26 protein-coding genes, 3 tRNA genes and 2 pseudogenes are annotated in these 25,274 nt (G+C 73.7%); 14 read left to right on the forward strand and 17 right to left on the reverse strand.

Features of this window, described 5'->3' with window-relative positions; genetic code table 11:
* The first annotated feature begins 98 nt into the window (after window positions 1-98).
* Window positions 99-1,550 carry a glycoside hydrolase family 3 N-terminal domain-containing protein gene (locus NFX44_RS00990; protein ID WP_262281547.1) on the forward strand — a complete coding sequence of 484 codons (1,452 nt, stop codon included), beginning with the start codon at window positions 99-101 and terminating at the stop codon, window positions 1,548-1,550.
* Window positions 1,551-1,587: 37 nt separating this feature from the next.
* Window positions 1,588-2,784 carry a PP2C family protein-serine/threonine phosphatase gene (locus tag NFX44_RS00995; protein WP_262281548.1) on the forward strand — a complete coding sequence of 399 codons (1,197 nt, stop codon included), beginning with the start codon at window positions 1,588-1,590 and terminating at the stop codon, window positions 2,782-2,784.
* Between the two features lie 6 nt (window positions 2,785-2,790).
* Here NFX44_RS00995 and NFX44_RS01000 read toward each other — a convergent pair whose 3' ends face one another.
* On the reverse strand, window positions 2,791-3,153 hold the full coding sequence (locus tag NFX44_RS01000) for an STAS domain-containing protein (RefSeq protein ID WP_262281549.1): 363 nt from the start codon (window positions 3,151-3,153) through the stop codon (window positions 2,791-2,793).
* Window positions 3,154-3,290: 137 nt separating this feature from the next.
* On the opposite strand from NFX44_RS01000, the gene NFX44_RS01005 reads away from it, so the two are divergent.
* The 3 genes from NFX44_RS01005 to NFX44_RS01015 are packed head-to-tail and all read left to right on the forward strand — an operon-like array spanning window position 3,291 to window position 4,907.
* A complete protein-coding gene (locus tag NFX44_RS01005) occupies window positions 3,291-3,770 on the forward strand; it encodes a hypothetical protein (protein WP_262281550.1) in 480 nt (159 codons plus the stop codon).
* Window positions 3,767-4,267, forward strand: coding sequence for a thiol-disulfide oxidoreductase DCC family protein (locus NFX44_RS01010; protein ID WP_262281551.1), 501 nt, complete (start codon window positions 3,767-3,769; stop codon window positions 4,265-4,267). The genes NFX44_RS01005 and NFX44_RS01010 overlap by 4 nt, the downstream gene beginning before the upstream one ends.
* Window positions 4,200-4,907, forward strand: coding sequence for a TetR/AcrR family transcriptional regulator (locus NFX44_RS01015; protein WP_262281552.1), 708 nt, complete (start codon window positions 4,200-4,202; stop codon window positions 4,905-4,907). The genes NFX44_RS01010 and NFX44_RS01015 overlap by 68 nt, the downstream gene beginning before the upstream one ends.
* Before the next feature lie 180 nt (window positions 4,908-5,087).
* Here the strand turns inward: NFX44_RS01015 and NFX44_RS01020 are convergent, their stop codons facing one another.
* Window positions 5,088-5,753, reverse strand: coding sequence for a GNAT family N-acetyltransferase (locus NFX44_RS01020; protein WP_262281553.1), 666 nt, complete (start codon window positions 5,751-5,753; stop codon window positions 5,088-5,090).
* A 180-nt stretch (window positions 5,754-5,933) separates the two neighbouring features.
* Between NFX44_RS01020 and NFX44_RS01025 the strand changes: the two genes are divergently transcribed.
* Window positions 5,934-6,119: a DNA repair protein gene (locus tag NFX44_RS01025; RefSeq protein ID WP_262281554.1), complete on the forward strand. Its 186-nt coding sequence runs from the start codon at window positions 5,934-5,936 to the stop codon at window positions 6,117-6,119.
* 50 nt (window positions 6,120-6,169) lie between these two features.
* Here NFX44_RS01025 and NFX44_RS01030 read toward each other — a convergent pair.
* Both NFX44_RS01030 and NFX44_RS01035 read right to left on the reverse strand, forming a co-directional pair.
* A pseudogene (locus NFX44_RS01030) lies at window positions 6,170-7,015 on the reverse strand (RNA-guided endonuclease InsQ/TnpB family protein).
* Window positions 6,967-7,401: a helix-turn-helix domain-containing protein gene (locus tag NFX44_RS01035; RefSeq protein WP_262281555.1), complete on the reverse strand. Its 435-nt coding sequence runs from the start codon at window positions 7,399-7,401 to the stop codon at window positions 6,967-6,969. Before NFX44_RS01035 ends, NFX44_RS01030 begins: the two are co-directional and overlap by 49 nt.
* Before the next feature lie 148 nt (window positions 7,402-7,549).
* Here NFX44_RS01035 and NFX44_RS01040 point away from each other — a divergent pair, with 148 nt between their 5' ends.
* Window positions 7,550-8,065 carry a hypothetical protein gene (locus NFX44_RS01040; RefSeq protein ID WP_262281556.1) on the forward strand — a complete coding sequence of 172 codons (516 nt, stop codon included), beginning with the start codon at window positions 7,550-7,552 and terminating at the stop codon, window positions 8,063-8,065.
* A gap of 68 nt (window positions 8,066-8,133) precedes the next feature.
* On the opposite strand, the gene NFX44_RS01045 is transcribed toward NFX44_RS01040, so the two are convergent.
* The 4 genes from NFX44_RS01045 to NFX44_RS01060 form a co-directional block, all read right to left on the reverse strand.
* The gene (locus NFX44_RS01045) at window positions 8,134-8,874 is read right to left on the reverse strand and encodes a Clp protease N-terminal domain-containing protein (protein WP_262281557.1); all 741 of its coding nucleotides are present in this window, start codon (window positions 8,872-8,874) and stop codon (window positions 8,134-8,136) included.
* Window positions 8,875-8,989: 115 nt separating this feature from the next.
* Window positions 8,990-9,871 carry an LPXTG cell wall anchor domain-containing protein gene (locus NFX44_RS01050; RefSeq protein WP_262281558.1) on the reverse strand — a complete coding sequence of 294 codons (882 nt, stop codon included), beginning with the start codon at window positions 9,869-9,871 and terminating at the stop codon, window positions 8,990-8,992.
* Window positions 9,872-10,035: 164 nt separating this feature from the next.
* Window positions 10,036-10,108, reverse strand: a tRNA-Lys gene (locus NFX44_RS01055).
* Between the two features lie 143 nt (window positions 10,109-10,251).
* Window positions 10,252-10,324 (reverse strand) — tRNA-Lys (locus NFX44_RS01060).
* Between the two features lie 187 nt (window positions 10,325-10,511).
* On the opposite strand from NFX44_RS01060, the gene NFX44_RS01065 reads away from it, so the two are divergent.
* Window positions 10,512-11,777, forward strand: coding sequence for an Ig-like domain-containing protein (locus tag NFX44_RS01065; protein ID WP_262281559.1), 1,266 nt, complete (start codon window positions 10,512-10,514; stop codon window positions 11,775-11,777).
* Between the two features lie 212 nt (window positions 11,778-11,989).
* Complete coding sequence (locus NFX44_RS01070) at window positions 11,990-13,294, forward strand: Ig-like domain-containing protein (RefSeq protein WP_262281560.1); 1,305 nt, start codon at window positions 11,990-11,992, stop codon at window positions 13,292-13,294.
* 106 nt (window positions 13,295-13,400) lie between these two features.
* Here the strand turns inward: NFX44_RS01070 and NFX44_RS01075 are convergent.
* Together NFX44_RS01075 and orn are read right to left on the reverse strand one after the other, a co-directional pair.
* Window positions 13,401-13,476 (reverse strand) — tRNA-His (locus tag NFX44_RS01075).
* 101 nt (window positions 13,477-13,577) lie between these two features.
* Window positions 13,578-14,174, reverse strand: a complete 597-nt coding sequence (gene orn / locus NFX44_RS01080) for an oligoribonuclease (RefSeq protein WP_262281561.1) — start codon at window positions 14,172-14,174, stop codon at window positions 13,578-13,580.
* 68 nt (window positions 14,175-14,242) lie between these two features.
* Between orn and NFX44_RS01085 the strand changes: the two genes are divergently transcribed.
* Window positions 14,243-15,514 carry a glycosyltransferase family 87 protein gene (locus NFX44_RS01085; RefSeq protein WP_262281562.1) on the forward strand — a complete coding sequence of 424 codons (1,272 nt, stop codon included), beginning with the start codon at window positions 14,243-14,245 and terminating at the stop codon, window positions 15,512-15,514.
* A gap of 278 nt (window positions 15,515-15,792) precedes the next feature.
* Here the strand turns inward: NFX44_RS01085 and NFX44_RS01090 are convergent.
* The 3 genes and pseudogenes from NFX44_RS01090 to NFX44_RS01100 all read right to left on the reverse strand — a co-directional run.
* Window positions 15,793-16,083 (reverse strand): annotated as a pseudogene (locus NFX44_RS01090) (hypothetical protein); the annotation flags it as partial.
* Between the two features lie 708 nt (window positions 16,084-16,791).
* Complete coding sequence (locus tag NFX44_RS01095; RefSeq protein ID WP_262281563.1) at window positions 16,792-17,523, reverse strand: YcnI family protein; 732 nt, start codon at window positions 17,521-17,523, stop codon at window positions 16,792-16,794.
* 17 nt (window positions 17,524-17,540) lie between these two features.
* Window positions 17,541-19,226, reverse strand: coding sequence for a copper resistance CopC/CopD family protein (locus tag NFX44_RS01100; protein ID WP_262281564.1), 1,686 nt, complete (start codon window positions 19,224-19,226; stop codon window positions 17,541-17,543).
* Between the two features lie 281 nt (window positions 19,227-19,507).
* Between NFX44_RS01100 and NFX44_RS01105 the strand changes: the two genes are divergently transcribed.
* Genes NFX44_RS01105 through NFX44_RS01120 form a run of 4 tightly spaced genes read left to right on the forward strand, consistent with a single transcriptional unit; the run spans window position 19,508 to window position 22,449 of the window.
* On the forward strand, window positions 19,508-20,098 hold the full coding sequence (locus NFX44_RS01105) for a sigma-70 family RNA polymerase sigma factor (protein ID WP_262281565.1): 591 nt from the start codon (window positions 19,508-19,510) through the stop codon (window positions 20,096-20,098).
* Window positions 20,099-20,130: 32 nt separating this feature from the next.
* A complete protein-coding gene (locus NFX44_RS01110; RefSeq protein ID WP_262281566.1) occupies window positions 20,131-20,652 on the forward strand; it encodes a MauE/DoxX family redox-associated membrane protein in 522 nt (173 codons plus the stop codon).
* Window positions 20,645-21,361, forward strand: a complete 717-nt coding sequence (locus NFX44_RS01115) for a DsbA family protein (RefSeq protein WP_262281567.1) — start codon at window positions 20,645-20,647, stop codon at window positions 21,359-21,361. Before NFX44_RS01110 ends, NFX44_RS01115 begins: the two co-directional genes overlap by 8 nt.
* Window positions 21,358-22,449, forward strand: coding sequence for a hypothetical protein (locus NFX44_RS01120; RefSeq protein WP_262281568.1), 1,092 nt, complete (start codon window positions 21,358-21,360; stop codon window positions 22,447-22,449). The genes NFX44_RS01115 and NFX44_RS01120 overlap by 4 nt, the downstream gene beginning before the upstream one ends.
* A gap of 1 nt (window position 22,450) precedes the next feature.
* Here the strand turns inward: NFX44_RS01120 and NFX44_RS01125 are convergent, their stop codons facing one another.
* From NFX44_RS01125 to NFX44_RS01140, 4 genes are read right to left on the reverse strand one after another with little or no spacing between them, the layout of a single operon-like run.
* On the reverse strand, window positions 22,451-23,212 hold the full coding sequence (locus tag NFX44_RS01125) for an energy-coupling factor ABC transporter ATP-binding protein (protein ID WP_262281569.1): 762 nt from the start codon (window positions 23,210-23,212) through the stop codon (window positions 22,451-22,453).
* Entirely contained in the window at window positions 23,209-23,979 is a 771-nt protein-coding gene (gene cbiQ, locus NFX44_RS01130) for a cobalt ECF transporter T component CbiQ (protein WP_262281570.1), read from the reverse strand. Before cbiQ ends, NFX44_RS01125 begins: the two co-directional genes overlap by 4 nt.
* A 7-nt stretch (window positions 23,980-23,986) precedes the next feature.
* Window positions 23,987-24,448, reverse strand: coding sequence for a PDGLE domain-containing protein (locus NFX44_RS01135; RefSeq protein ID WP_262281571.1), 462 nt, complete (start codon window positions 24,446-24,448; stop codon window positions 23,987-23,989).
* Window positions 24,445-25,164: an energy-coupling factor ABC transporter permease gene (locus tag NFX44_RS01140; RefSeq protein WP_262281572.1), complete on the reverse strand. Its 720-nt coding sequence runs from the start codon at window positions 25,162-25,164 to the stop codon at window positions 24,445-24,447. The genes NFX44_RS01135 and NFX44_RS01140 overlap by 4 nt, the downstream gene beginning before the upstream one ends.
* Window positions 25,165-25,274: the final 110 nt, after the last annotated feature.

A 25,274-nucleotide genomic window follows, 5' to 3' on the forward strand; every position in this document is an offset into this window, starting at 1 on the left:
AGGTTTCTAACCACAAACGCCTGCCGAGGGTGTCCGTTAGCGTATCGGCCACCCCGATCCGGGGCCGTCGGACGACCCGGCAGGGAAAGGGGATACTCGTGGGGTTGGATCAAGGACTCCGTCGGCTCGCGCTGGGCACCCTGCTGGCGGCGTACCCCGGCCCGGTCCCGCCCGACTGGGCGGTCGACCTGCTCGCCGACGGGCTCGCCGGGCACACCCTGTTCGGCACCAACATCCACGACCCGGCCCAGGTGGCGGCGACCACCGCGGCGCTGCGCGCCGGCCGCCCGGACGTGCTCATCGCGATCGACGAGGAGGGCGGGGACGTCACCCGGCTGGCCCACGCCACCGGCAGCCCGTACCCGGGCAACGCCGCCCTCGGCGCGGTCGACGACCCGACCCTGACCCGCCAGGTGTACGCGGCCATCGGCGCGGAGCTGGCCGCCCTCGGCATCAACCTGGACCTCGCCCCGACCGTCGACGTGAACACCGCCGACGAGAACCCGGTGATCGGCACCCGCTCGTTCGGCGCCGACCCGGTCCGGGTGGCCGTCCACTCGGCCGCCGCGGTCGTCGGCCTCCAGTCCGTCGGGGTGGCGGCCTGCGCCAAGCACTTCCCCGGGCACGGCGCGACGGTCGCCGACTCCCACCACGAGCTGCCGACCGTCGACGTGCCGCCCGCCGTGCTGCGCGAGCGGGACCTGCCGCCGTTCGCCGCGGTGGTCGACGCCGGGGTACGCACCGTCATGACCGCGCACATCCGGGTGCCCGCGCTCACCGGCGACGGTCCGGCCACGTTCAGCCGGGCGGTCCTGGTCGACCTGCTGCGCACCGAGTACGGCTTCACCGGCGCGGTGATCACCGACGCGCTGGAGATGAAGGGCGCGGCGCTGGCCGCCGGCGGGGTGGGGCCGGCCGCGGTCCGCGCCCTGGCCGCCGGGGCGGACCTGCTCTGCATCGGCGCGAAGGTCGACGCCGGCCTGGTGGAGCACGTCGTCGAGGAGATCGTCGCCGCGCTCGCCGACGGCCGGCTGGACCGGGCCCGCGTCGAGGAGGCCGCCGGCCGGGCCGCCGAGCTGGCCGCCTGGACCGGCGCGGCCGGCGCCGCGGCGGAGACCCCGGACGGCCTCGGCTACGCCGCCGCCCTGCGCGCGGTGCGGGTCGAGGGCGACGTGACCGGCCTGACCGCGCCGCTCGTGGTGCAGGTGCACGCCACCTCCACGATCGCCGAGGGGCGGGTCCCGTGGGGGCTGGGCCCGCACCTGGCCGGTGCGGAGGTGGTCCGCGCGGTGGCCGGCGAGACCGACCCGGACGAGCTGCGCGCTCTCGCCGGGGACCGGCCCGTCGTGCTGGTCGGCCGCCACCTGCACCGGCTGCCCGGTGCGCGGGAACTGGTCGACGCGCTGGCCGCCACGCACCAGGTGACGGTGGTGGAGATGGGCTGGCCGGGCGGCTGGCGGCCGGCCGGCGCGCGGGCCTTCGTGACCACGTACGGCGCCAGCCACGCCAACGGCCGCGCGGCGGCACAGGTGCTCGGCCTGGCCGGCTGAAGGTCTGCGCGGCCCGCTTTCGGGGTACACCACCCCGATGAGCGCCGTCGAGCCCTGGCACCGAGCGGTGGCCGACCTGCTGGCCCGGTCCCACCGGGTGCCCCCGGACGCGCTGCCCACAGCGGTGACGGAGGCGTTGCGCGAGCTCGGCGTGACCGTCAGCACGTACGTGGTGGACGTCGAGCAGGAGCTGCTGCGCCCGCTGCCCGAGCCGGGTCGGCCGCTGCCGGATCCGCTGCCGATCGACACGAGCCTGCCCGGCCGCGCCTACACCGAGGTGCGGGCGCGGGCCGGGCAGGACGGCCGGCTCTGGGTGCCGGTGGTCGACGGCACCGAGCGGTTGGGCCTGCTGGAGGTCCGGCTGCCGGCCGGGACCGACCCGGACGACCCCGCCGTCCGGGACGGCTGCCGGATCGTCGCCGGCCTCATCGGGCACCTGCTGGCCAGCAAGACCGCGTACGGCGACGCCCTGGTCCGGGCCCGGCGGAGCGAACCCATGGCCGTCTCGGCCGAGCTGCTCTGGCAACTGCTCCCCCCGCTCACCTTCGCCACCGACACCGTCGCGGTCAACGCGATCCTGGAGCCCTGCTACGAGGTGGGCGGGGACGCGTTCGACTACGCGCTGGACGGCGGCCGGCTCACGCTCGCCGTGCTGGACGGTGTCGGACACGGGCTGCCGGCGACCCTGACCACCGCGGTCGCGCTCGCCGCGCTGCGCGCCGCCCGGCGCGACGGCGGCGGGCTGGCCGAGCAGGTCGCCGCGGTCGACGCGGCCCTGTTGAGCCAGTGGCGGGACGGGCGGTTCGTGACCGCCGTCCTGGCCGAGATCGACGTCCGCACCGGACGGATCGGGTACGTCAACGCCGGGCACCCCGCCCCGGTGCTGCTGCGCCGGGGACGGGCCGTACGCGCCCTCACCGGCGGCCGCCGCCCGCCGCTCGGGCTGAACCTGCCGGGCGGCGAGCCGGGTGCGGCCCGGCTGGAGCCGGACGACCGGCTGCTGCTCTACACCGACGGGGTGACCGAGGCCCGCGACGCGGCCGGGGAGATGTTCGGGCTGCCCCGGCTCGCCGATCTCGCCGAGCGCCTCATCGGCTCGGACCTGCCCGGGCCGGAGACGCTGCGCCGGCTGAGCCACGCCGTGGCCGCGTACCGGGGCAGCGCCTCCCGCGACGACGCCAGCATGGTGCTGGTGGAGTGGTCCGGCGCGGCGGCGGCCCGGACGGAGCCGTAGGACGGTTCAGCGCAGGCGGCGCCAGCCGGGCTCCAGGGCGCTGCCGTCGTCGTCCCGGCCGCCCGGCCAGCCGAGCAGCACGTCGACCGCGGTGATCCGCAGGACCCGGGCCACCGGGGGCCGCGGGTCGGTCACCCGGAGGGTGGCGCCCCGGCCGACCGCCTCCGCGGCGCCGCGCAGCAGGGCGGCCACCCCGGTCGAGTCGAGGAACGTGACCGCGCCGAGGTCGACCAGGATCTCCACGAGGTCGGGCCGGTCCAGCACGGCGTCGAGCGCCCGGTCGAACGCGGGGGCCGCGGCCATGTCGAGGTCGCCGACCGGGCTGACGACCAGTCGTCCCGTCCCCGCGTCCCGCGTACCGATCTCCATGACCCGCCCGTCCGCTCCCGCTCCACGTCGTCGCGACCATACCGGCCGAGCGCCCCGCAACGAACTTGAACATGTTCAAGACCTGTCGTACGCTCAGCCGGACAGCGATTTGAACGCGTTCAAGAAAGGCGGCGGGGATGGACGTGAAGGTCTGGATGTACCTGGCCTACCTCGCGGTCAGCATCGGGCTGACCGTGTGGGTGGCCCGGTCGCTCGCCCGCAACGGGCTGGTGTTCCTGGAGGACGTCTTCGCCGACAAGCGGCTGGCCGACGCGGTCAACAGCCTGCTGGTGGTCGGCTTCTACCTGCTCAACCTCGGCTACGTCACGGTGGCCATGAAGGAGGCCGCCCCGGTGGGCACCACCAGCCAGGCGCTGGAACAGCTGTCCATGAAGGTCGGCTGGGTGCTGCTGGTCCTCGGCGCCCTGCACTTCTTCAACGTCTTCGCGCTCGGCCGCTACCGGCGCGGGCGGCTGCGCCAGCAGGCGGCCACCCACCCGCCGCTCGCACCGGTCGGCTACCTCCCGCCGCAGGGCGGCCCCCGGCCGGCCCACCCGGCCGCACCGGCGCCGGCCGGACCCACGCCCGGGCAGGCGCCGCCGGCCCCGCCACGATGACGTCCGCCCCGGGCGGGCGCCCGACGGATCCCACCGGGCACGGGGCCGGTGGGATCCGCGGGTTCACCGTCCTCTACGACGCGCACTGCCCGCTGTGCCGGGCCGCCCGGCAGTGGCTCGCGTCGCGCGCCCAGCTCGTACCCCTGGAGTTCGTGCCGGCCGGTTCGGCGGAGGCCCGGCGGCGCTTCCCCGGGCTCGACCACGACGCCACGCTGCGGGACCTGACCGTGGTGGCCGACACCGGCGCGGTCTACGCGGGCGACGGCGCCTGGTTCGCCTGCCTCTGGGCCCTGGTTGACCACCGGAGCACCGCCGAGCGGCTGGCCCGCCCGCACCTGCTGCCGCTGGCCCGGCGGATGGTGACGACCGCCTCCGCGGCACGTGAGCTGGTCCGGGAACCACACCCGGACCCGGGATACGGTGACGACGATGACCGAGCAGACTGCGCCGACGACCGCTGCGGGTGGCCCGAGCACCGGGGCGACGGCCCGGGGTGAGCAGACCCGCCAGCTGATCCTGGACACCGCCCTGCGGCTGTTCCGCGAGCGGGGGTACGCGCGCACCACCATGCGCGCCATCGCCCAGGAGGCCGGTGTGGCGGTGGGCAACGCCTACTACTACTTCGGCTCCAAGGAACACCTGATCCAGGAGTTCTACGCGGAGACCCAGCGGGAACACCGGGTGGCGGTCGCGCCCGCGCTGGCCCGGGAGCGGGACTTCGCCGCCCGGCTGGCCGCCGTGCTGCACGCCGGAGTCGACGTGCTCACGCCGTACCACTCGTTCGCCGCCAGCTTCTTCAAGACGGCTGCCGAACCGACCTCGCCGCTCAGCCCGTTCTCCACCGAGTCGTCCGGCCCGCGGGACGCCTCGGTGTCGCTGTTCCGCGAGGTACTGGAGGGCTCGACCGCCACGGTGGACGCCGACCTGCGCGAACCCCTGCCGGAGCTGCTCTGGCTCGGCTACATGGGCGTGGTGCTCTACTGGGTGCACGACCGCTCCCCCGGCCAGGCCAAGACCCGCCAGCTCATCGACGGCGCGGTCCCGCTGGTCGACCGGCTGGTGAAGCTGTCCCGGCTCCGGGTGCTGCGCCCCGTGACCCGCCAGGTGGTCGGCCTGATCCACACGCTGCGTCACTGACCGCCGCGCCCGCCCCATCGGCTGAACCGCAGGTCAAGTCCGCAACCGGACAGGGGTCAGCAGCCCTTCACCCCTTGCTCGACACGCGGCGGACACATAGCGTTACCAGGGTCGGGACCTGGGGGGAGAGGCCGCGGACCGTGGATCCGGCCCGGGATCCACGGTCCGCGCCTGCCCCGGTCAGCGCGGGAACACCCCGTACGAGGTCCAGCCCCGGTCCGGGAAGCCGGCCGCCTCGGCCACGCGCGCGGAGGCGCGGTTGTCGTGGTTGTGCAGATAGGTGGGAATCGCTCCCTCGTCCAGCACCCGCCGGGCCGCCTGGGCGACCAGCCGCCGGGCCAGCCCCCGCCCTCGCGCCGCCGGCGCGGTCCCCACGGCCAGCTCGTGCCCGTACGCGTCGTGCCGTTTGATCCCCGCCCCGGCCAGGTACGCCCCGTCGGCGTCCCGGACCACCAGCACGTCCCGCTCGAACAGCCGCAGCCAGGGCGGCAGCCCGGGCGTGGTCGGCGCGACCCACTCACCGGCGTCCGGCAGCGGCGCCGGTGCGGTGCTCCACCGGAACAGCCCGGCGTGGGTGATGAAGTCGGGCGTGCCGACCGCCGACGGAAGGGCCGGCAGCAGTCGTTCGCCGGGCCGCTCCCGGACCAGGTCCCGCACCACGCCCGCCCGGTCCGGCGGCACCGAGAGGATCGCGCACTCCGGTGACGCGACCGCGACGGCCGGGCGCAGCCGCCCGTCCCAGGCCGGCCGGGCCCGCCGGTGCGAGCGGACCACGTGCAGCCCGGGACCCGCCGGCCACTGCCCCAACCAGGTCGCCAGGTGCAGGAACAGCCGCCGGTCGAGCACGTGATCATGGTACGCCCACCGCGGCCCTCCGGCGGGCCGGATCCACCGGGGTGATTGGAATGCCCGGCGGGCGGGTAGACGACCTCAGCACAGCACCGGCGACGGCGGGAACCTCAGGCATCGATGCCGCGTCATATTCATTTCCATACATGTACAAGTTTCTCTGGGACGGTAATGGTCATGCCGAATCAGCCGAATGACCGGTACCAGCAGGACGCCGAGCAGCGCTGGCGGGCCGTCGAGGCCGCCGGGCGGTTCCCGGCGCAGGCCGACTACCGGGGGGCTCGCCGCGGGACGCTGTCCTGGGCCGAGCTGAACGCGCTGCCGGCGGGCGCCTCGCCCCGGCGCGGCCTCACCGCCCGTTGACACCTCACGAGAGCCATTCGCACACCTGTCCTTTGACGATCTCTCCACCCTCAACAGGCGGAGATTCCCTCCACGCTGCGCGTGGAACGCGCGGCGTCCGGGTGGATTCCTGCTTCACGGCGCTGCGCCGGCACGGATGCCGGTCTTACCTGCGCTCCACAGGCGTTTAGGCTCTCGGCGCGTCCCGCCGCGAGCACGTTGATCGCCGCGTTGACGTCCCGGTCATGGGCCGCCCCGCACGGACAGGTCCACGACCGCACGTTCAGCGGCTTGGGTCCGTCGACACGGCCGCACGTCGAGCACGTCTGCGACGTGGGCGCAAACCGATCGGTCTTGGCGAAGGTTCGCCCGTATCGGGCGGCCTTGTACTCCAGCATCCCGACGAAGGACGCCCAGCCGGCGTCGTGCACGGACTTCGCCAGCCGGGTCCGGCCGAGACCGACCACGCACAGGTCCTCCACGTACACCGCTTGGTTGTCGCGGATGATCCGTGTGGAGAGCTTGTGCTGCTAGTCCCGCCGAGTGTCGGCCACCCGGGCGTGCGCCTTGGCGACCTTGACGACGGCCTTGGTGCGGTTGTTGCCGCCCCGCTGCTTGCGGGACAGGTCCTGCTGCAACCGGCGCAGCTTGCGGGCGGCCCGGCGCAGGAACTTCGGCGCCGCGATCTTCGTGCCGTCGGACAGAACCGCGAAGTGGGTCAAACCCAGATCGATGCCCACCTGCGTGTCGGCCGGCGGCAGCGGCTCGCCGACGACGGTCACGACGAACGAGACGAAATATCGACCGGCGGCGTCTTTGATCACCGTTACTGACGTGGGCTCGACCGGCAACGGCCGTGACCACCGGATTACCACGTCCCCGATCTTCGGCAGCCGCAGCCGCCCGTTGTCCAGCACCCGAACCGAGAGTTCTTGGTGAACCGGATGGCCTGCCGGTTGTCCTTGCGCGACCGGAACCGCGGCGGGGCAACCTTGCGGCCCTCGCGCTTGCCGGAAAGCGAGGCGAGGAAGTTCCGGTAGGCAGTGTTCAGGCCCGCCAGGGCCTGCTGGAGCACGACCACCGACACCTCGCCCAGCCACTTCCGCTCGGTAGTGCGCTTGGCCTCGGTGATGACCCGCTTCGACAGCTCGCCGTCCGACAGGTACGCCTCGCCCGCCGCACGGGCCTGCTGCCGTGCGCGCAGCCCGTCGTTGAACACGACCCGAGCGCACCCGAATGCCCGAGCCAGCGCTTCCTGCTGCACGAGCGTCGGGTAGGCGCGGAACTTGTACCGGAGCTGCACATTGGACAGTCTGGCATTACCCTACGACCGAAAGTTGAGCAACTGGCGCGCGCGTCAACAGCCTCAAGGGTGTGTCGTCACGCCCAGGTGGCGCATTCCGGTAGCGTCTTGTGGTCCGAATCCGGCTACCACAGGAGAAGCTCCGCGCATGGGCAAGAAGACGATCCACGTCTCCGACTTCAGCGGCCAGGTGCTGCGCCCCGACGACGAGGTGGTCAAGGTCGTCGTGCTGGAGCACCCGGACCTCGTCGCCGGGCCCGTGCAACTCGACGCCACCCCGGTCGAGGTGGAGAGCATCGACGACGCGGCCCTGGACGTGGCCGTCGTGGAGATCCACGACCGCCACGGCGGGGGCGAGCCGCGCCGGGTGGTGCTGACCGCCAGCGAGTTCGACGCCATGGCCACCGACATGCCGATGGCGCAGCTGCTGCGCACCGCCGAGCGGGTCAAGCCGCCCAAGGCCCGGCGCTCCGCCGAGAAGGTCGACTACGGCACCATCGAGCACGCCGGCAGGCCGCACCGGGGCCGGGTCACCGAGGAGGAGGCCCGACTCGTCCGCGAGCAGCTCGACGAGGTGAACAAGCGCCTCGCCGACGCGGGGATCCGCCAGGTCGACCCGGCCGACCCGGAGCACGCCGCCCGCTACGGCTTCCCCACCGCCTGAACGCCACCGGCCGGGCGCGCGCCCCCGTGGCGCGTGCCCGGCCGGTTCGGTTCCGGACCCGGTGCGGGTCAGGCCCGCTTGCGGGTGATCTCGGCGAGGGCGCCCTCGACCGCCGACTCCATGGCCCCCTTCTCGAGCCCGAGCCCGGTGAGCACGCCGTCGCCGTCCTCCTCCTCGAGCAGGGCCAGCAGGATGTGCTCGGTGCCCACGTAGTTGTGGCCCAGTCGCAGCGCCTCCCGGAAGGTCAGCTCCAGGACCTTCTTGGCCCGCGCGTCGTAGGGGATCAGCTCCGGGACCGTGTCGGCCTTCGCCGGCAGGGTCGCGGTGACCGCCTCCCGCAGCCGCTCCAGGGGTACGCCCCGAGCGACGATCAGCGCGGCCGCCAACCCCTCGGGCTCGGCCAGCAGGCCCAGGGCCACGTGTCCCGGGGTGATCTCGGCGTTGCCGGCAGCCCGCGCCTCTTCCTGCGAGGCGACCACCACGTTGCGGGCCCGCGTGGTGAACCGGCCGAAGCCGGCGTTCGGGTCGAGGGCCGCCGCCGTCTCGGCCTTCGCGGCGGACCGCTTCTGGGCGGCCTGCTTGCTCACCCCCATGCTGCGGCCGATCTCCGTCCACGAGGCCCCCGAGCGGCGGGCCTGGTCGACGAAGTGCCCGATCAGGTGGTCGGCGAGGTCGCCCAGGTGGTCGGCGACCAGGACGGCGTCGGTGAGCTGGTCCAGCGCGTCGCCGTGCGCCTTCTTGATGCCCTCGATCAGCTCGTCGAGGCGTATCGGTTGGGTCATCTTCAGCGGTTCGATCTCGTCCGTCATGCGTCAACCATAGGTTGACGACGCCGAATCGTCAACCGCCGGTTGACGATTTTGGCCTTGCACGGCGAAGCGCCCCGGCCCGCGGGTGCGGGCCGGGGCGCCGGAGGACGTGCGGTCAGGCGACGAAGCGGGTGCGGCGGCGCCGGGCGACGAGGTAACCACCGCCGCCGAGCAGCAGCAGAGCACCGCCGACGCCGGCCATGACACCGATGTTCGCGCCGGTCACCGGAAGACCGCCGCCGTTGCCGCCCGTGCCACCGTCACCCAGAGCGCCCGCGGTGCCGGTGGGCACGGCCGTCGGCCCGCTGCCGCCCGTCGGAGTGGCGCTCGGGGTCCCTCCGGGCATGGGGGTGGCGGTCGGCTGGGTGGTCGGCGGCGTGACCAGCTGCGGGTACGCGAAGTTGATCGGCCGCGGCGTCTCCGGCAGCGGCAGCTCCCGCTCGGCCAGCGTCAGGGCCGCCCCGCTTCCCCGTACCGCGCTGGTGCCCTGGCCGGCGTCGCCGTCGGCGAGCCGCTGGACGCCACCCTGGGCGTCGACCCACTGCCTGCTGTACCAGCGGAAGACAATCGACGTCACCTTGCCGGCCCGGGCGTCGGCCTTGACGGTCACCACGTCACCGACGATCGCGAGGGTCTGCTTCGCCGCCAGCTCGCTGTCGAACTCGCACCATGCGGCCTCCAGGTTGCTGTCCACCGCGTACCAGCAGTTGTCGTGCTTGACGGCGAGGTCCAGGTCGTCCAGCACGCGGATCTGGACCACGAGACCCGACACCGGAGCGTCGCCCAGGTTGGTCACACCGAGCGCAGCGGGCACCACCTCACCGGGCTTGACCGGGTACCTCTTGTTGAGCCCGGTGGCCGGATCCCGCTCGGTGACGGCGGCCAGCGTGGCGCTGTCCGGGGCCGGAGCGGCGTTCCCGGCGACCGGCAGAGCGGTGACGCCGGCGGCGAGGACGGAAGCCCCCAGGGCGAGGCGGGCGGCGAAACGTGCGGTCATGCGAAAACCCCCGTAATCAGGACGACCGCGAAACCCTACCCACGCGCTGGCGCCGGCGCCGCCCGGCGAATGCCGCATACCGCCCCGACCCAGGATCTCGACGGGGCAGGTGAGGGCGGAATGCATCAGGCCCGGTCCGCGAGGGACCGGGCCTGGGTGAACCGTGCGCCGCCAGGGACTCGAACCCCGAACCCGCGGATTAAGAGTCCGCTGCTCTGCCAGTTGAGCTAGCGGCGCTCGCCGGCAACGGCAGGAACGTTAACACGCCGCCGATCCCGCCCCCGCCAGGGGCCGCCGCCGTTCCACCGCCCGTGCCGGCCGGCGTTGGCAGGCGGAAAAAGGTCAGGCCCGGTGCACTGCACCGGGCCTGACCTGAAGTGTGCGCCGCCAGGGACTCGAACCCCGAACCCGCGGATTAAGAGTCCGCTGCTCTGCCAGTTGAGCTAGCGGCGCTCGCTGACAACGGGAAGAACCTTAGCACGCACGCCGACCCGGGTTCCAATCCGATACCGGGCTCCACCCTTCGGTCGAGCTTAACCGGCGAAAGCCCCCAAAGTTCGCGTCTGTCCGGTCGAGGGGCGCGGGACGCGGGCCCTCATGCGGCACGATGTCCGCCAGGCACGCGAGAACAGAGGTGGGGATGGGCAGGTTCGCGCGGTCCGGGGCGTTGGTGGGTGTCCTGGTCCTCACGGCGTCACTGGCACTGACCGGGTGCGGTGACGACCAGAAGAAGCCGGCGTTCGTGGCCGGCGCGCAGCAGGGCGACCCGGCGGCGACCGCGTCGCCGGACGCGACGGGCGAGCCGAGCCGGCCCGCCCTGCCGGCGCTGACGGTGAACCCGGCCGACGGGTCCGACAAGCGCCCGGTCAGCACCGAGATCAGCGCGCGGATCCCGGGTGGCGGCAAGGTGTCGAAGGTCGTCCTGACGGCCGCCAACGGTGCGACCGTCGCGGGGCGGCTGCGCCGGGACGGCTCGTCCTGGGTGCCGTCGGCTCCGCTGAAGTACGGGACCCGCTACACCGCCACGGTCACGGGCACCGGCACGGACGGCCAGAGCCGGCAGGGCACCAGCAGCTTCACCACGATGGCCAAGCCGAAGTCGATGATCGGCTCCGGGCTCTACATGTTCAGCGGCAAGACCTACGGGGTGGCCATGCCGGTGGTCGCCGAGTTCTCGCCGGGCATCCCGAAGAAGGACCGCGCCGCGGTGCAGAAGCGGATGTTCGTGCAGACCGACCCGCCGCAGCCGGGCGCCTGGCACTGGGTCTACAACGGCACGCAGGCGTACTACCGGGCGCCGGAGTACTGGAAGCCGGGCACCACGATCACGGTCCGACTCGCGCTGGCCGGGATCCCGCTGAGCAACGGCCGCTACGGCAACGTCGACCGGAGCGCCACCGCCAAGATCGGGCGCGCGTTCGAGATGAAGGTCGACAACGCGACCAAGCGGATGACCGTGTACGAGAACGGGTCGGTGGTCCGCACCGTGCCGGTGAGCCTGGGCAAGAAGAGCACCCCCTCCTCCAGCGGCACGATGGTGGTGATGGAGAAGAAGGAGTCCACGGTCTTCGACACCCGGGACGAGCCGGACCCCAACAACCAGTACGTCACGAAGATCGACTTCGCTCAGCGGCTGACCTGGGGCGGCGAGTACATCCACGCCGCACCCTGGTCGGAGGGCGTGCAGGGCCGGGTGAACGTCTCGCACGGCTGCGTCAACGTCTCGATGGCGGACGGCCGGTGGCTCTTCGGCAAGACGCTGGTGGGCGACCCGATCACGGTGAAGGGCACCGAGCGGCGGCTGGAGCCGGGCAACGGCTGGACGGCCTGGAGCATGAGTTGGTCGCAGTTCGTCGCCGGCAGCGCCGTGCCGGTGCCCGAGGGTGGCCAGGGGTCGCCCTTCTGAGCAGGCGTAACGTGGGCGGATGCGCCACCGGCGGTGGTCGTTCGTCCGCGTACCCTCGGGCGGAGGGGAGACCACTCCGCCCGACAAAGCGCCGCACGATATCAGAATCGTTACATCGCGGGCGGGGTGTTTCGGTTCACTTCCGGCAACGGGTAACCGTTCCGGCGCGTCTGTAAGGACGATGGGACCCGGACCACGACTGTGAGGGAAACATGCGAGCTAGCCAGGACGAGCTGATCCGGGGCGGGGCGGCCCGGCGCGGCGGGCGACGCCGCGTGTTCGCGGCCGCGGTGCTCGCCGCCGCCATGGCCCTGACCGGCTGCACCAGCGGCGGGGGCGACGACGGGGACAAGTCGTCGAGCTGGCAGGGGGGCGGCGAGAGCGGCCCCAAGGCGGCGGCCACCATCACCGAGCCCGCGGCCGACGCCAAGGACGTCCCGGCCTCCACCGCCGTCACCTTCACCACGAAGGAGGCGCAGGAGACCACCGTCGAGCTGAAGGACTCCGCCGGCAAGGTCGTGGAGGGTCAGCTCGCCAAGGACGGGAAGAGCTGGCTGCCGGACGGCGCGCTGGCCTACGGCGAGACGTACACGGCCACCGTCACCGCGACCGGCGACGACGGCAAGCCGGCCACCGCGACCAGCACCTTCACCACGATGGCGAAGCCGGGCAAGCAGATCCGGGTGAGCAGCTTCCTCGGCGACAACCAGGTCGTCGGGGTGGCCATGCCGCTGATCGTCAAGTTCGGCCGGGCCATCCCGGAGGACTACCGCGACGACCTGCAGCGCCGGATGACGGTCACCGCGAAGCCGGCCCAGGAGGGCATCTGGCACTGGGTGAGCCCGACCGAGGTGCGCTACCGGCCGAAGGCGTTCTGGAAGGCCAACAGCACGGTGACCTACAAGGTGCAGGCGGGTGGGCTGCCGCTCGGCGACGGCTGGTACGGCCGCTCCGACCTCACCGTCGACGTCAAGATCGGCCCGTCGTTCGTGATGACCGTGGACAACCGCACCAAGAAGATGACGGTCACCAAGGACGGCAAGGTGGTCAAGACGATCCTGGTGAGCCTCGGCAAGAAGACCACCCCGTCGTCCAGCGGCACCATGGTGGTGATCGAGAAGCTCCGCCACACCGTCTTCGACACCATGGAGGAGCTGGGCCCCGAGGAGGGCTACCGCACCGAGATCGACTACGCCCAACGGCTCACCTGGGGTGGCGAGTTCATCCACGCGGCGCCCTGGTCCGAGGGCGTGCAGGGCAGGACGAACGTGTCGCACGGCTGCGTGAACGTCTCGATGAAGGACGGCAACTGGCTCTTCGCCAACACCCGCATCGGCGACCCGATCACCGTGAAGGGCACCGAGCGCAAGCTCCAGAACGGCAACGGCTGGACCGACTGGAACATGAGCTGGGACGAGTACGTCAAGGGCAGCGCCGTGCCGTACGAGCCGCCGGCCGCGCCGGGCGACGACACCAGCCCCGGCGCCGACGAGCCGAGCGTCGAGCCGACCCCCTGACCGGCGGGCAACCCGACGGCCTCCTCCCACCGGGAGGGGGCCGTTTCCCGCTCAGCAGACCGGAAACGACGCGAGCCCCCTCCCGGAGGAGGGGGCTCGCGTCATCTGGGGTGACTGATGGGAATTGAACCCACGACAACCGGGACCACAACCCGGTGCTCTGCCAACTGAGCTACAGCCACCATGCTCTCCGCGCCGGTCGACCCGGGCGGGGCGCGGACTAATAATAGCCACACCCCGGCCGGCCCCGTCCACCGGGTTCGGGCGGGCCGCCCGGCGGGGCTCAGAGCTGGGCGGCGATGGCCTTTGCGGTCTCCACGTCCGGGCCGGGCAGCGGCACGAAGACCGTCCGCCGGTAGTACTCCAGCTCCCGGATGCTCTCCCGGATGTCGGCCAGCGCCCGGTGGGCCAGCCCCTTCTGCGGCTGGCCGAAGTACACCCGCGGGTACCAGCGCCGGCACAGCTCCTTGATCGAGGAGACGTCGATCATCCGGTAGTGCAGGTGGGCGTCGAGCCGGGGCATGTCGCGGGCGATGAAGCCCCGGTCGGTGGCGATCGAGTTGCCGCACAGCGGGGCGGTGCGCGGGTCCTTGACGTGGCTGGACACGTAGTCGAGCACCATGTCCTCGGCCTCGGCCAGGGTGACCGTGGAGCGGCGCACCTCCTCGGTGAGGCCGGACTTGCCGTGCATGGTGCGCACGATCTCCGGCATCGCCTCCAGCGCCGCCTCGTCAGCGTGGATGACCACGTCGACACCCTCTCCGAGCACGTTGAGGTCGGGATCGGTGACGAGCGCGGCGACCTCGATCAGCCTGTCCCGGCCGAGGTCCAACCCGGTCATCTCACAGTCGATCCAGACGAGAAGATCAGCCACCGCCACAGACTACGCGCCGCCGACCCGCCCGCGCCTGAAGCACCCTGGCCGAGGTGGACCGCTAGGGTTTCCCCGTGCCAGCCGAACCCGTCGCACCACCAGCCGTCACCGAGGACGATCCGGGCGGGCGTACGGCCCGTCGGCTGGTCACGGTGGTGGCACTCGCGGCGTTGCTGCCGGCGCTCTACCGTCCGGGCCTCAACCACAACTTCCTCGACCTCAAGATCTACATGAGTGCGATGGACTGGTGGCGGGCCGGCCATCCGCTCTACGACTACGTGCAGCCGGACCGGGTCCAGGGCCTGCTGTACTTCACCTATCCCCCGCTCGCCGGGCTGGTGCTGTGGCCGTTCGCGCTCCCGCGGCTCGGCGTCACCATCGCCATCTTCACGGTGCTCACCGTGATCGGGGTGGTGGTGACCACCCGCTGGCTGGTGCTGCCCATGGTGCGGCGGCACGGCCTGCCGAAGATGTTCAGCGTCACGGTGGCCGTGCTGCTGGTCCTCGCCGTGGAGAGCACCCGGGAGACGATCACCTTCGGCCAGATCAACATGCTGCTGGTGGTGCTGATCCTGGGCGACCTGCTGTTCGCCGTACCCCAGGGGCGGCGCTGGGCCGGCGTGGGCGTGGGGCTGGCGACGGCGCTCAAGCTCTTCCCCGGCATCTTCGTGCTCTACCTGCTGGCCACCCGGCGCTGGCGGGCCGCCGTGGTGGCGGCCGTGACCGCGACGCTGGCGACGCTGCTCGCGGCGGCGGTGGCGCCCCGCGACTCGTGGCGGTTCTGGACCCACGAGCTGTGGGCGACCGACCGGGTGGGCCGGACCGACTACACCGGCAACCAGTCGCTGTTCGGCCTGCTCAGCCGGATCACCGCGCCGGACAAGCCGAGCCAGCTGCCCTGGCTGCTGCTGGCGCTGCTGGTCGCCGGGTACGGGCTGTGGCGGGCCGCCCGGGCGGCGCGGGCCGGCGACGCGCTGGCCGGCCTCACCCTGACCGGCCTGGTCGGTGGGCTGGTCAGCCCGATCACCTGGACCCACCACCTGTACTGGTTCATCCCGGCGGTGGTGGTGCTTGTCGACGCGGCGCTGGACGCGGACCCGGCCACGGTGGAGGGTGCCCGCCGGCGACGCCGGCTGCTCGTCCTGGCCGCCGGCACCGGCTTCGTGATCGTCTACGGGGTGGTCACCTTCCAGGACTGGGGCGTCGCCCCGGCGCGCACCGACGATCCGGTGGACTTCGTCGTCCGCAACGCGTACGTCCTGCTCAGCCTGCTGCTGCTGGCCGTGCTGCCGAGCCGCCGGCCGGTGCGCGAGCCGGCCGACGTACCGGTCGGAAAAAGGCAGTAACCGGACAGATCTCGCGACAAGCGCCGTTCAGCGCTAATCTGGTCCCAACTACCTCAGGTTTCTCCCAGGTAGCACCGATCCCCCGGTGATGGTGGCCCTCCGCGTCGGCAGCGCGGAGGGCCACCGCCGTAGGGGCCGGGTCACTCGTCGACCGGCGTGGCCGGCCGGACCGGGCGCGGCGCCCCGGCGGTGGTGACCGGGGGCCATGACCAGTCCGGGTCGGCCGGCAGGTCGGCCAGGCTCTCGGGCCGCCGGCTCGGCACCGGGCCGATGGCCGCGCGGGACCGCTCGGCGGGCACCGACCCGACCGAGACCAGCTGCCGGTCGGGCAGGGTGGACGGCTCGGCCCGCTGGCCCAGCCCGCTGAGCGAGCTGACGCCCAGCCGGCCGGCCAGCACCGGAACCTGGTCCGGCTCGACCACGAAGACCACCTCGCGCGGGCGGACCGGGCGCAGCAGCATCAGCACGGCGAGCACCACCAGCAGCGTCCCGCCGGCCAGCAGCGCCCAGGCCACGCCGGGAAACCAGCCGGCGCGCAGCTCGGCACGCAGGTCCAGGGCCAGGTCGGCCCGCCCGTCCGGCCGCATCACCACCAGGCTCAGGGACCGGCCGGCCAGCTCGCCCGGGGTCCACTCCAGCGCGCCGACGCCCTCGCGTACCCAGAGGTCCTGGCCGAGCGGGACGGCGGCCGCGGTGCCGGCCGTGGGCGGGTCCAGGCGGACCGGCAACGGCCCCCGGGACAGCGCCACCCGGCGCACGGTGGTGTGCGGGACGTCGGCCAGCCACCGTCGCACCTGGTCGGTCGGGGCGAGGCCGAGGAAGGCGGGACCGTCGGCGGTCCGCGCGGTGAGCCGGAGCCGGGCCTGCCCGGCCCGGGCGACCGGCGCGTCGGCGCGGAGCAGGGCGTCCACGTCGGTCACCACGACCGCCCGGGCGGGGGTGCGGATCGCCTCGAAGCGGGCGCCGAAGCCGCCGTCCGGGTCGGCGTGCCGGGCGGCGAGCCACAGCCCCGCGCCCGCCAGCAGGGCCGGTAGCCCCACGGTCAACAGCAGCATGCCGGCGATCGTGCGCACGAAACGCATTCGCGTCGTCCCCCTCGGTAGCGAAGTACCCGGCCGACATTACCGACGCGGACCGACGAATCGCCGCATATCCACGGCAAGCACCCCAAGGACCGGCGGAACGACCGCCGGAAGATCCTGCGACCATTCCGGCTCGGCGTGTCTGACGCCACGCCGCGACCCGAACGGTCGACGGGCCAGGCGTGACGGCGCAGGTCAGGACTTCGCGGTGGGCTCCCGGCGGGTACGCAGGAAGGCCAGCCCGCCGAGGATCAGGCCGGCCAGGCCGGCGACCAGACCGGCCACGCCGAACGCGGTGGCCGCGCCGGTGTCGGCGTCGTCATCGTCGTCGTCGGCAGCGGCGGCCGCCGGGGCGCTCGCGACCGGCGAGGCGGACGCCGAGGCGGCGGCCAGGGTGAGCACCGGCGCCGGGTTCTCCGGCTCCTCCCCGCCCGGCGTGGGCTCCTCGATCCAGCGCGAGACGTTGCCGTCCGAGTAGGTCTGGAGCACCTTGAACACCATCCGGTCGACCTGCGGCAGCGGGCCCATCGACACCGGGAACTCCTGGAACTCGCCCGGCTTGACCCCGCCGTTCGGCGCGGCCGTCCAGGTCAGCTTGGAGACCGCCTCGGTGAGCTGGCTGCCGTGCACCTCGACGGGCGGGTCGACCTTGCGCTTCTCCACCGCGACCGTCCACCCGGGGACCGGCATGGTGGAGACCGAGCCGACCGGGGCGTTCTCCGGCAGGTTGACCTCGACCTTCGTGGTCGACGCCGCGTCGCTCTCGTTCGGCACCCGGAAGGCGAAGCGGCCGTAGCTGCCCTGCGTGGCCTCCTTCGGGTTGACGGTGACGTGCGCCGAGGCCGGCCCGGCCAGGCCGAGCACGGCCGTGGCCACGGCGGCGAGGGTGAGCGCGGCGGCGGTTGCGGGACGCCGGAGACGGGTCATGTGGGCGAGCCTTTCGGTTACCTGACAGGCACGGTGGCGGTCACCGTGGCCTGGTCGATGTCGGAGGTGCGGACGGTGAAGCGGAGCTGCCACTGCCCCGCCGCCGGCAGGTTGATCTCGCCGAAGGCGTGGTTGTCGGTCAGCGGAAGCAGCGGGATCGTGATCGGCTCGATGCCGGCCGACGGCAGCGCGGCGGTGGCCTTCCACTCCTGCACGGGCTGAGGCCGGTTGTCCTTCGGGGTGTACGCGTAGAGGTGCAGCGAGTTGCTGCCGCTCTCGGCCGGGTCCAGCTCGACCTGCAGCGAGTAGAGCGGGCTGCTCAGCGTGGTGGAGAAGAAGCCGTCCGGGGCGCCGGCCACGGTCGCGGAGGCGGTCCGGGCCGGGGTGGTCTGCACCAGGGTCGCCGAGAGGCCGAGCACCACCGCGGTGATCGCCAGCTCGGCCACCACCGCCCGCCGCATGGACCCCGGACGGCCCGCGGCGGTGCGCTTGCGGACCAGCGCCCGGGAGTACGCGGCCACCCCGATCACCAGCGCGAACAGCACGATCTTGGCGAGCAGCAGCTGCCCGTAGGTGGTGTCGACCAGCGCCTTCGGCGTTGCCACCTCGATCAGCCCCTGCACGGTCCCGGCGAGCAGCAGCGCAGCCACCGCCAGCGCCGCCCAGCGGGACCAGATCGGCAGGATGGCGTCCAGCTCCCGCTCGTCGGCCCGGCGCAGCAGGAAGACCGCGAGCATCACCAGGCCGCCCAGCCAGACGGCCATGCTGCCGAGGTGCACGGCGTCCACCACCACCGAGACGGCGGGCGCGGGCGACGCGGCCGGGTGGCCCGCGAGCGACCAGGTGAACAGCGCGGCCCCGCCGAGGATGGCCAGGATGAGCCCGTCGGTGCGGCTGACCGGCCCGGCGAAGAGCGGGCGGAGCAGGAACGCCGCCGCGGCCAGCAGGCCGAGCCGGACCAGGTGCGTGGCGCCGTAGGTGCTGCCCAGCACGTCGCCGAAGCCGGCACCGGTGGCGTCGAACAGGCCGCCGCCGTTGGTGTAGGGGACCTGGAGCCACAGCTCGGCGAGCGTGGCCACGGCCAGCAGGCCCAGCGCCGACCAGGCCAGCCGGGCCGGGCCGCGCCGGGACAGCCGGCGGGGCCAGAGCGCGGCCAGCACCAGCGCCGGGCCGACGAGCAGCAGCAGCCCGACGTAGCCGAGGTACTTCGCCACCTTGACCGCGTTGCCCACCACCGGGTTCGCCCGGGTGTCCGTGCCGGTGTCGGTCGGCGGGGTGGACGGCGCGCCGACCGAATAGGTGAACGCGCCCGAGACCGGGTGACTGTCGGCCGAGATCACCCGGTAGCTGACCAGGTAGGTGCCGCGCGCGCCGGACGGGTCCACCGGGATGGTGACCACCGCGCCCTTGAAGGTGGGCTCGCCCCGGTCGGCCCGGGAGCCGTCGGGCGCGATCACCCGGATCTTGTCGGGGACCTTGCGGACCCCCTCGCTGAAGGTGATCACCACTTCGGCGGGCGCGCTGGACACCACGGCCGCGGCGGCGGGGCTGCTGCTCACCAGCACCGCGTGGGCGCTGGCCGGGGTGGCCGGGGCCAGCAGCAGGGCGACGAGGGTGACCAGCAGTCCGGCGGCGGTCCCCAGCCGGGCGGCCCACGGACGGTCGGCGACGGCCACGGGGCGGCGGCGTACGGCAGCAGTCATGACCATCATGCTTCCCGAACCGTGCGGCCCCCGGCGACCCGACCTCATCCGCGCCCCGGCGCCGGCGCCGTACGCGGCCGGAGCTCCGCCACCCGGAGCCGCCGGGCCCGAGCCCACGGCTCCTCCCCGCCCGGCCGGCCGGGAAGCGCCACGCGTACGTCGTCGCACGTCATGATCGGGTAGTCGGCGGGCGGGTGGGAAAAGTTCCCGGCGTGGGCGGGACCACGTAATGGGCCGAAGGACCCTGTCCGGCACAGGTACGCCGCGTAACCTCGTCTGTCGTGATCCCCGCCCCGCGCGACACCTCCGCCGGCCGCCCCGCGGCGCCGGAACGCGAGGCTGCGCGGGACGCCGCGACCGACTGGGCACTGGCCGCCCGGGCGGGTGACCCGGTGGCCCAGGCCGCCTTCGTCCGGGCCACCCAGGCCGAGGTGTGGCGCTTCGCCGCCGCCCTGGTCGACCCGGACAGCGCGGACGACCTGACCCAGGAGACGTACCTGCGCGCGTTCCGGGCGCTGCCCGCCTTCGAGGGGCGGTCCACCGCGCGCACCTGGCTGCTCGGCATCGCCCGCCGGACCTGCGCCGACCACCTCCGCACCGTGATCCGCCGCCGGCGGCTGGACGCGCGGCTCGCCGCGCACGCGGCCACCGACCGGCCCCACCCGGACCCGGCCGGGCAGCTCGGCGCCACCGACCTGGTCCGCCGGCTCCCCGCCGAACGGCGCTCCGCGTTCGTGCTCACCCAGCTGCTCGGCCTGTCGTACGCCGAGGCCGCCGCGGTGGAGGGGGTGCCCGTGGGCACCATCCGCTCCCGCGTCGCCCGGGCCCGCGACGACCTGGTCAAGGCCGCCGGCGACGCGTTGACCGGCTGATCATGGAACTTTCCTCGGAAACGGGACGACCAATGACCGTGACCGCACCACCCACCCGGGCCTCCCGCTGGCCCGCCGTACGGCCCTGGCTCGGCATCGCGGCCCGCCTCGGCCTGGCCGCCGTCTGGTTGGTCGCCGGCGCCGCCAAGGTCGGCGACCTGGCCGCCTCCGGCCGGGCGGTCAACGCCTACCAGGTGATGCCGTACGACCTGGCCACCGTGATCGGCGCCGCGCTGCCCTTCGTCGAGCTGGCCCTCGGCGTGCTCCTGCTGCTCGGGCTGGCCACCCGGCTCGCCGCCGGCGTCTCCGCAGCGCTGCTCGTCGTCTTCATCGCCGGCATCACCTCCGCCTGGTCCCGTGGCCTGGCCATCGACTGCGGATGCTTCGGCAGCGGCGGGCAACTCGCCGCCGGCCAGGCACCGAGCTACCTCCCGGAGATCCTCCGGGACCTGGGATTCCTGGTACTGGCCGGGTTCCTGCTGACCTGGCCCCGCACCCCGTTCTCCGTGGACGGCTGGCTGGCGGGCGACACCGTGGAGGTCGACGATGAGTAGTCGCAAGGGACGGAAGAACGCCGCCCAGGTGGTCCGCGCCCAGATCGCCCGGGAGAAGCGGCGCACCCGCACGATCTGGACCTCCGTCGCCGCGGTGGTGGTGCTGGTGATCGCCGGTCTGATCGGCTGGACGGTCTACTCCAGCCAGAAGTCGGACACGTTCACCACCCCGCCCGGCGCCAACCCGCCCGGCACCGCCATCGTCCTCGGCCAGGGCCCGGTCCCCGTCGACCTCTACGAGGACTACCTCTGCCCGGTCTGCAAGCAGTTCCAGCAGACCAGCGGCGAGACGATCAACCAGTTGATCAACGAGGACAAGATCCGGGTGAACTTCCACCCGGTGGCCTTCCTCAACCGCTTCTCCACCACCGAATACTCCACCCGCTCCTCGGCCGCCGCCGGCTGCGCCGCACAGGGCGGCAAGTTCAAGGAGTTCACCGACCAGCTCTTCGCCCGGCAGCCGGCCGAGGGCAGCGCCGGGCTCAGCGACGACGAGCTGATCGACATCGGCGCCGGCGTCGGGCTCGACCGCGACGACTTCGGCTCCTGCGTGAAGGACGGAAAATACAAGGCGTGGACCGAGCACGTCACCGACGACGCCAGCAAGTCCGGCGTGACCGGCACCCCGACCATCCGCGTCGACGGCAAGGACGTCACGGACCGCAGCCCGGAGGGGATCAGGGCGGCCGTGGAGGCGGCCGGCAAGTGATCCCCGCGCCGCTGCGGCGGGCCGCTCTGGTGGTCACCGCCGCGCTCACCACCCTCCTCGCCCTCGCCACCCCCGCCGCCGCGCACGGCGCGGACGCCCCAGACGGCACCGACTACCGGGCCGAGGTCACCGGCATCGCTCCGGCCCGGCCCGGGCTCACCGCCCGGATGGTCGAGGCCGGCGCCCGCCTCGAACTGACCAACCGCACCGCGGCCGACGTCCAGGTGCTCGGCTACTCCGGCGAGCCGTACCTGCGGATCGGGCCCGGCGGCGTGTACGAGAACAGCCGCTCCCCCGCCACCTACCTCAACCGCACCCTCGCCGGGGACACCCAGCTCCCGCCGGAGGCCGACCCGGCCGCCGCCCCGGTCTGGCGGCGGATCGCCGACGGGCCGACGGCCCGCTGGCACGACCAGCGGACGCTCTGGCTGGAGTCCGACCCGCCGGTCCAGGTGGCCGCCGCCCCCGACCGGGAGCAGCGGGTCCGCGACTGGGTGGTGCCGCTGCGCGCCGGCACCGGCACCGTCGAGGTGCACGGCACCCTGGACTGGGTGCCGCCGCCCGACGCGTACCCCTGGTGGGTGGCCGCCACCCTCGGCTTCCTGGTGATCGGCGCGGCCGGCCTGGTCCCGGCCGGCACCGCCACCGGCGTCCGCGCGCTGCGCGGGGTGGGCGCGCTGCTCGCCCTGGGCGGTGCCGCGACCGTGGCGCTCACCGTCGGCAAGGCCGTGGACGCCGGCGCCGCCGGCGCCGGCGGGATGCTGCTCGACCTGCTCACCGGGCAGACGTGGACACTGCTCACCGGGCTCGGCGCGCTCACGGCCGGCGGCTACGCGCTGGCCCGCCGCCCGGCCGCCGACTTCGCGCTGGCCCTGGCCGGCGCCTGCCTGACCCTGTTCGCCGGCGTCTCGAACCTGGCCGTCCTGTCCCGCTCGGTGGCCCCGGTCGCCGGCCCGCCCACCCTCGCCCGGGTGCTGGTCACCGTGGCCCTGGCCACCGGCGTCGGCGCGGTCGCCGCCGGCCTCCTGCGCCTGCGCACCGCCTCCCGGGCCGCCCGCGTCACGCCCGCGGCGCCCGCCGCGCGCTGACTCAGGACGGGCGGGGCACGAAGCCGTACGGCAGCTCCAGGCGGTGCTCGGCGAGCAGGCGCTGGTCGGAGAGCAGCTCCAGGGTGGGCGCGTCCGCGACGACCCGGCCGGCGTCCAGGATCACCGAGCGGTCGCAGAGCTCCGCCGCGTACGGCAGGTCGTGGGTGACCATCAGCAGGGTCACCGGGAGGCCGCGCAGGATCTCCGCCAGCTCCCGGCGGGCCGCCGGATCGAGGTTGGACGACGGCTCGTCCAGCACCAGGATCTCCGGGCGCATGGCCAGCACCGTGGCCACCGCCACCCGGCGGCGCTGCCCGAACGACAGGTGGTGCGGCGCCCGGTCCCGGTGCTCCGCCATCCCCACCGCGGCGAGCGCCTCGTCCACCCGGGCGGCCAGCTCCGCGCCGCGCAACCCCAGGTTCGCCGGCCCGAACGCGACGTCCTCGGCGACGGTGGGCAGGAAGAGCTGGTCGTCCGGATCCTGGAAGACGATGCCCACCCGGCGGCGGATCTCGGCCAGCGTGTCGCGGTCCCGGCTCACCGCCAGGCCGCCCACGCTGACCGTCCCCCCGGTCGGGGTGAGGATGCCGTTGAGGTGCAGCACCAGGGTCGTCTTGCCGGCGCCGTTCGGCCCGAGCAGCGCCACCCGCTCGCCGCGCGGCACGGTCAGGTCCACCCCGTGCAGGGCGACGTGACCGTCGGGGTACGCGTACCGGACGCCACGGACGTCCAGGGAGGGCGGCTGCTGCACGTACCCGATCATGTCAGCACGAGCGCGACGGCGGCGATGGTGGCCGCGATCGCCGGCACCGTGGCGGCTGCCGCCCACTGGCCCGCGGTGGCCGCGCCCGCGCCCTGCCACACCGCCGGCATCCGGCCCGTGTAGCCACGGGAGACCATGGCCAGGTAGACCCGCTCGCCCCGCTCGAACGCCCGCAGGAACAGCGCGCCGACCCCGGCGGCGAAACCGCGGAGCTGCCAGAGGAAGCGCGGGTCGTCGCCCCGGGACATCCGGGCCACCCGCATCCGCCGCGCCTCCCCCACCAGCACGTCCAGGTAGCGCAGCATGAACGTGGCGATCTGGGTGAGGATCTGCGGACACCGCAGCCGGTCCAGGCCCACGATCAGGTCCCGCGTCGTCGTGGTCGCCGCCAGCAGGAGCGACGCGAGTACGCCGAGCGTGCCCTTGGCCAGGATGTTCCACGCGCCGTGCAGCCCGTCGACCGAGAGGCTCAACCCGGCCACGTCGACCCGCTCCCCGGTGCCGAAGAACGGCAGCGCGAACGCGAACAGCACGAACGGCAGCTCGATCAGCGCCCGACCGAGCAGCCAGCGCGCCCCCACCCGGGCCAGCGCCGCCACGGCGACGACCAGCAGGGCGTAACCGCCGAAGGCCCAGTACGCCGCCCGGGGCGTGGCGACCACCGCGAGGGTGAACAGCACCATCGCGGCGATCTTCACCTCCGGCGGGAGGCGGTGCACCGGCGAGGACGACTCGCGGTAGAGCACGTGGGCGTGGCCGGCACCCATCCGGGACTCAGCGGGTGCCGGCGGCGCGCGCCGGACGCTCGTCGGCGGCCGGGTCGCCGGTGGTCGCGTCGCCGGTCGGGCCGGCCGCGCCGCCCGCCGGGTCCGTTCCCGGGTCGGTCGCCGGGCCGGTCGCCGGGCCGCGGCGGCGGGCCAGCCAGAACAGGCCGCCGCCGAGAGCGAAGGTGAGCAGCACGCCGAGCACGCCGGACAGGCCGGTGGAGAGGAAGTCGTTGCCCACCCCGCGCACGCCGTAGTCCGCGAGGGGGCTGTCGGCCAGCTCGTGGTCCTTGGCCTGCTGCGCCGGGCAGCTGCCGCCGGTGATCTCGCCGTCGGCGTTGACCGTGCAGCCCTTGAGCAGCGACGAGTCGAGCCCGTCCGGATGCGCCGAGGCGTAGTTGCTCACCACGCCGGCCAGCAGCAGCGCGACCAGCAGGCCGCCGAGCAGGAACGGCCAGGAACGCCTGCTCATCGGGCACCTCCGGCGACCGGGACGGCGGGAGCCGGCACGGCTGGCTTGAGGGCGCGCAGCGCGTACACCAGGTCGGGGCGGACCTTGGCGACGGTGACCACGGTGGTCGCGGTGATCAGACCCTCGCCGACGCCGATCAGCAGGTGGACGCCGGCCATCGTGCCAGACAGCCCGGCCAGGTTGCCGCCCAGGTCGGTGGTGCCGCCCAGCCAGTACTCCAGCACGAACCCCTGCGACGCCACCACGACGCTGACCAGCGCGGAGACGAAGGCGGTGACGCCCAGCCCGGCCGGCGTGCGCGGGAGCACCCGCAGCAGCAGCGCGATCAGCAGGTAGGCGGCGGCGGTGCCGAGCAGCGCCATGTTGGTGATGTTGAGGCCGAGCATGGCCACCCCGCCGTCGCCGAACACCAGCGCCTGCACGACCAGCACCACGGCGACGCAGAGCGCGCCCACCCACGGGCCGACCAGCAGCGCGGCGAGGGCGCCACCCAGCAGGTGGCCGCTGACCCCGGCCGTGAAGATCGGGAAGTTGAGCATCTGCACGGCGAAGATGAACGCGGCCACCAGGCCGGCCATCGGAGCCAGCCGGTCGTCGAGGTCACGGCGGCCGCGCAGCACGCAGAAGGTGAGCACGGCAAGCGCGAGGGCCGCGAACACCGCGGCGACGGGACCGTCGATGATCCCGTTCGAGATGTGCATCGCCAGGGTTTCCACGGACCGAGCTTATTTGTAGGGAGTCGCTGTTGCCAATCCATTGCAACAAGCCATGGTGATCATCACGCGGGCCGGCGCGTCGCCACCCGCCCCGGACCCGGCGACGGCGG

Origin of the sequence: Micromonospora sp. MA102, assembly GCF_025460765.1 — a bacterium.
Taxonomy (GTDB): domain Bacteria; phylum Actinomycetota; class Actinomycetes; order Mycobacteriales; family Micromonosporaceae; genus Micromonospora; species Micromonospora halotolerans.

Excerpts from the sequence above, each read along its gene's own strand:
- NFX44_RS01100 (WP_262281564.1), bottom strand. The coding sequence starts at position 19,226 with ATGACTGCTGCCGTACGCCGCCGCCCCGTGGCCGTCGCCGACCGTCCG.
- NFX44_RS01045 (WP_262281557.1), bottom strand. The coding sequence starts at position 8,874 with ATGACGGACGAGATCGAACCGCTGAAGATGACCCAACCGATACGCCTC.
- NFX44_RS01115 (WP_262281567.1), top strand. The coding sequence starts at position 20,645 with ATGAGTAGTCGCAAGGGACGGAAGAACGCCGCCCAGGTGGTCCGCGCC.
- NFX44_RS01125 (WP_262281569.1), bottom strand. The coding sequence starts at position 23,212 with ATGATCGGGTACGTGCAGCAGCCGCCCTCCCTGGACGTCCGTGGCGTC.
- NFX44_RS01010 (WP_262281551.1), top strand. The coding sequence starts at position 3,767 with ATGACGTCCGCCCCGGGCGGGCGCCCGACGGATCCCACCGGGCACGGG.
- NFX44_RS01095 (WP_262281563.1), bottom strand. The coding sequence starts at position 17,523 with ATGACCCGTCTCCGGCGTCCCGCAACCGCCGCCGCGCTCACCCTCGCC.
- NFX44_RS01065 (WP_262281559.1), top strand. The coding sequence starts at position 10,512 with ATGGGCAGGTTCGCGCGGTCCGGGGCGTTGGTGGGTGTCCTGGTCCTC.
- NFX44_RS01135 (WP_262281571.1), bottom strand. The coding sequence starts at position 24,448 with ATGAGCAGGCGTTCCTGGCCGTTCCTGCTCGGCGGCCTGCTGGTCGCG.
- NFX44_RS01005 (WP_262281550.1), top strand. The coding sequence starts at position 3,291 with ATGGACGTGAAGGTCTGGATGTACCTGGCCTACCTCGCGGTCAGCATC.
- NFX44_RS00995 (WP_262281548.1), top strand. The coding sequence starts at position 1,588 with ATGAGCGCCGTCGAGCCCTGGCACCGAGCGGTGGCCGACCTGCTGGCC.
- cbiQ (WP_262281570.1), bottom strand. The coding sequence starts at position 23,979 with ATGGGTGCCGGCCACGCCCACGTGCTCTACCGCGAGTCGTCCTCGCCG.
- NFX44_RS01070 (WP_262281560.1), top strand. The coding sequence starts at position 11,990 with ATGCGAGCTAGCCAGGACGAGCTGATCCGGGGCGGGGCGGCCCGGCGC.
- NFX44_RS01015 (WP_262281552.1), top strand. The coding sequence starts at position 4,200 with ATGACCGAGCAGACTGCGCCGACGACCGCTGCGGGTGGCCCGAGCACC.
- NFX44_RS01000 (WP_262281549.1), bottom strand. The coding sequence starts at position 3,153 with ATGGAGATCGGTACGCGGGACGCGGGGACGGGACGACTGGTCGTCAGC.
- NFX44_RS01040 (WP_262281556.1), top strand. The coding sequence starts at position 7,550 with ATGGGCAAGAAGACGATCCACGTCTCCGACTTCAGCGGCCAGGTGCTG.
- NFX44_RS01110 (WP_262281566.1), top strand. The coding sequence starts at position 20,131 with ATGACCGTGACCGCACCACCCACCCGGGCCTCCCGCTGGCCCGCCGTA.
- NFX44_RS01050 (WP_262281558.1), bottom strand. The coding sequence starts at position 9,871 with ATGACCGCACGTTTCGCCGCCCGCCTCGCCCTGGGGGCTTCCGTCCTC.
- NFX44_RS01025 (WP_262281554.1), top strand. The coding sequence starts at position 5,934 with ATGCCGAATCAGCCGAATGACCGGTACCAGCAGGACGCCGAGCAGCGC.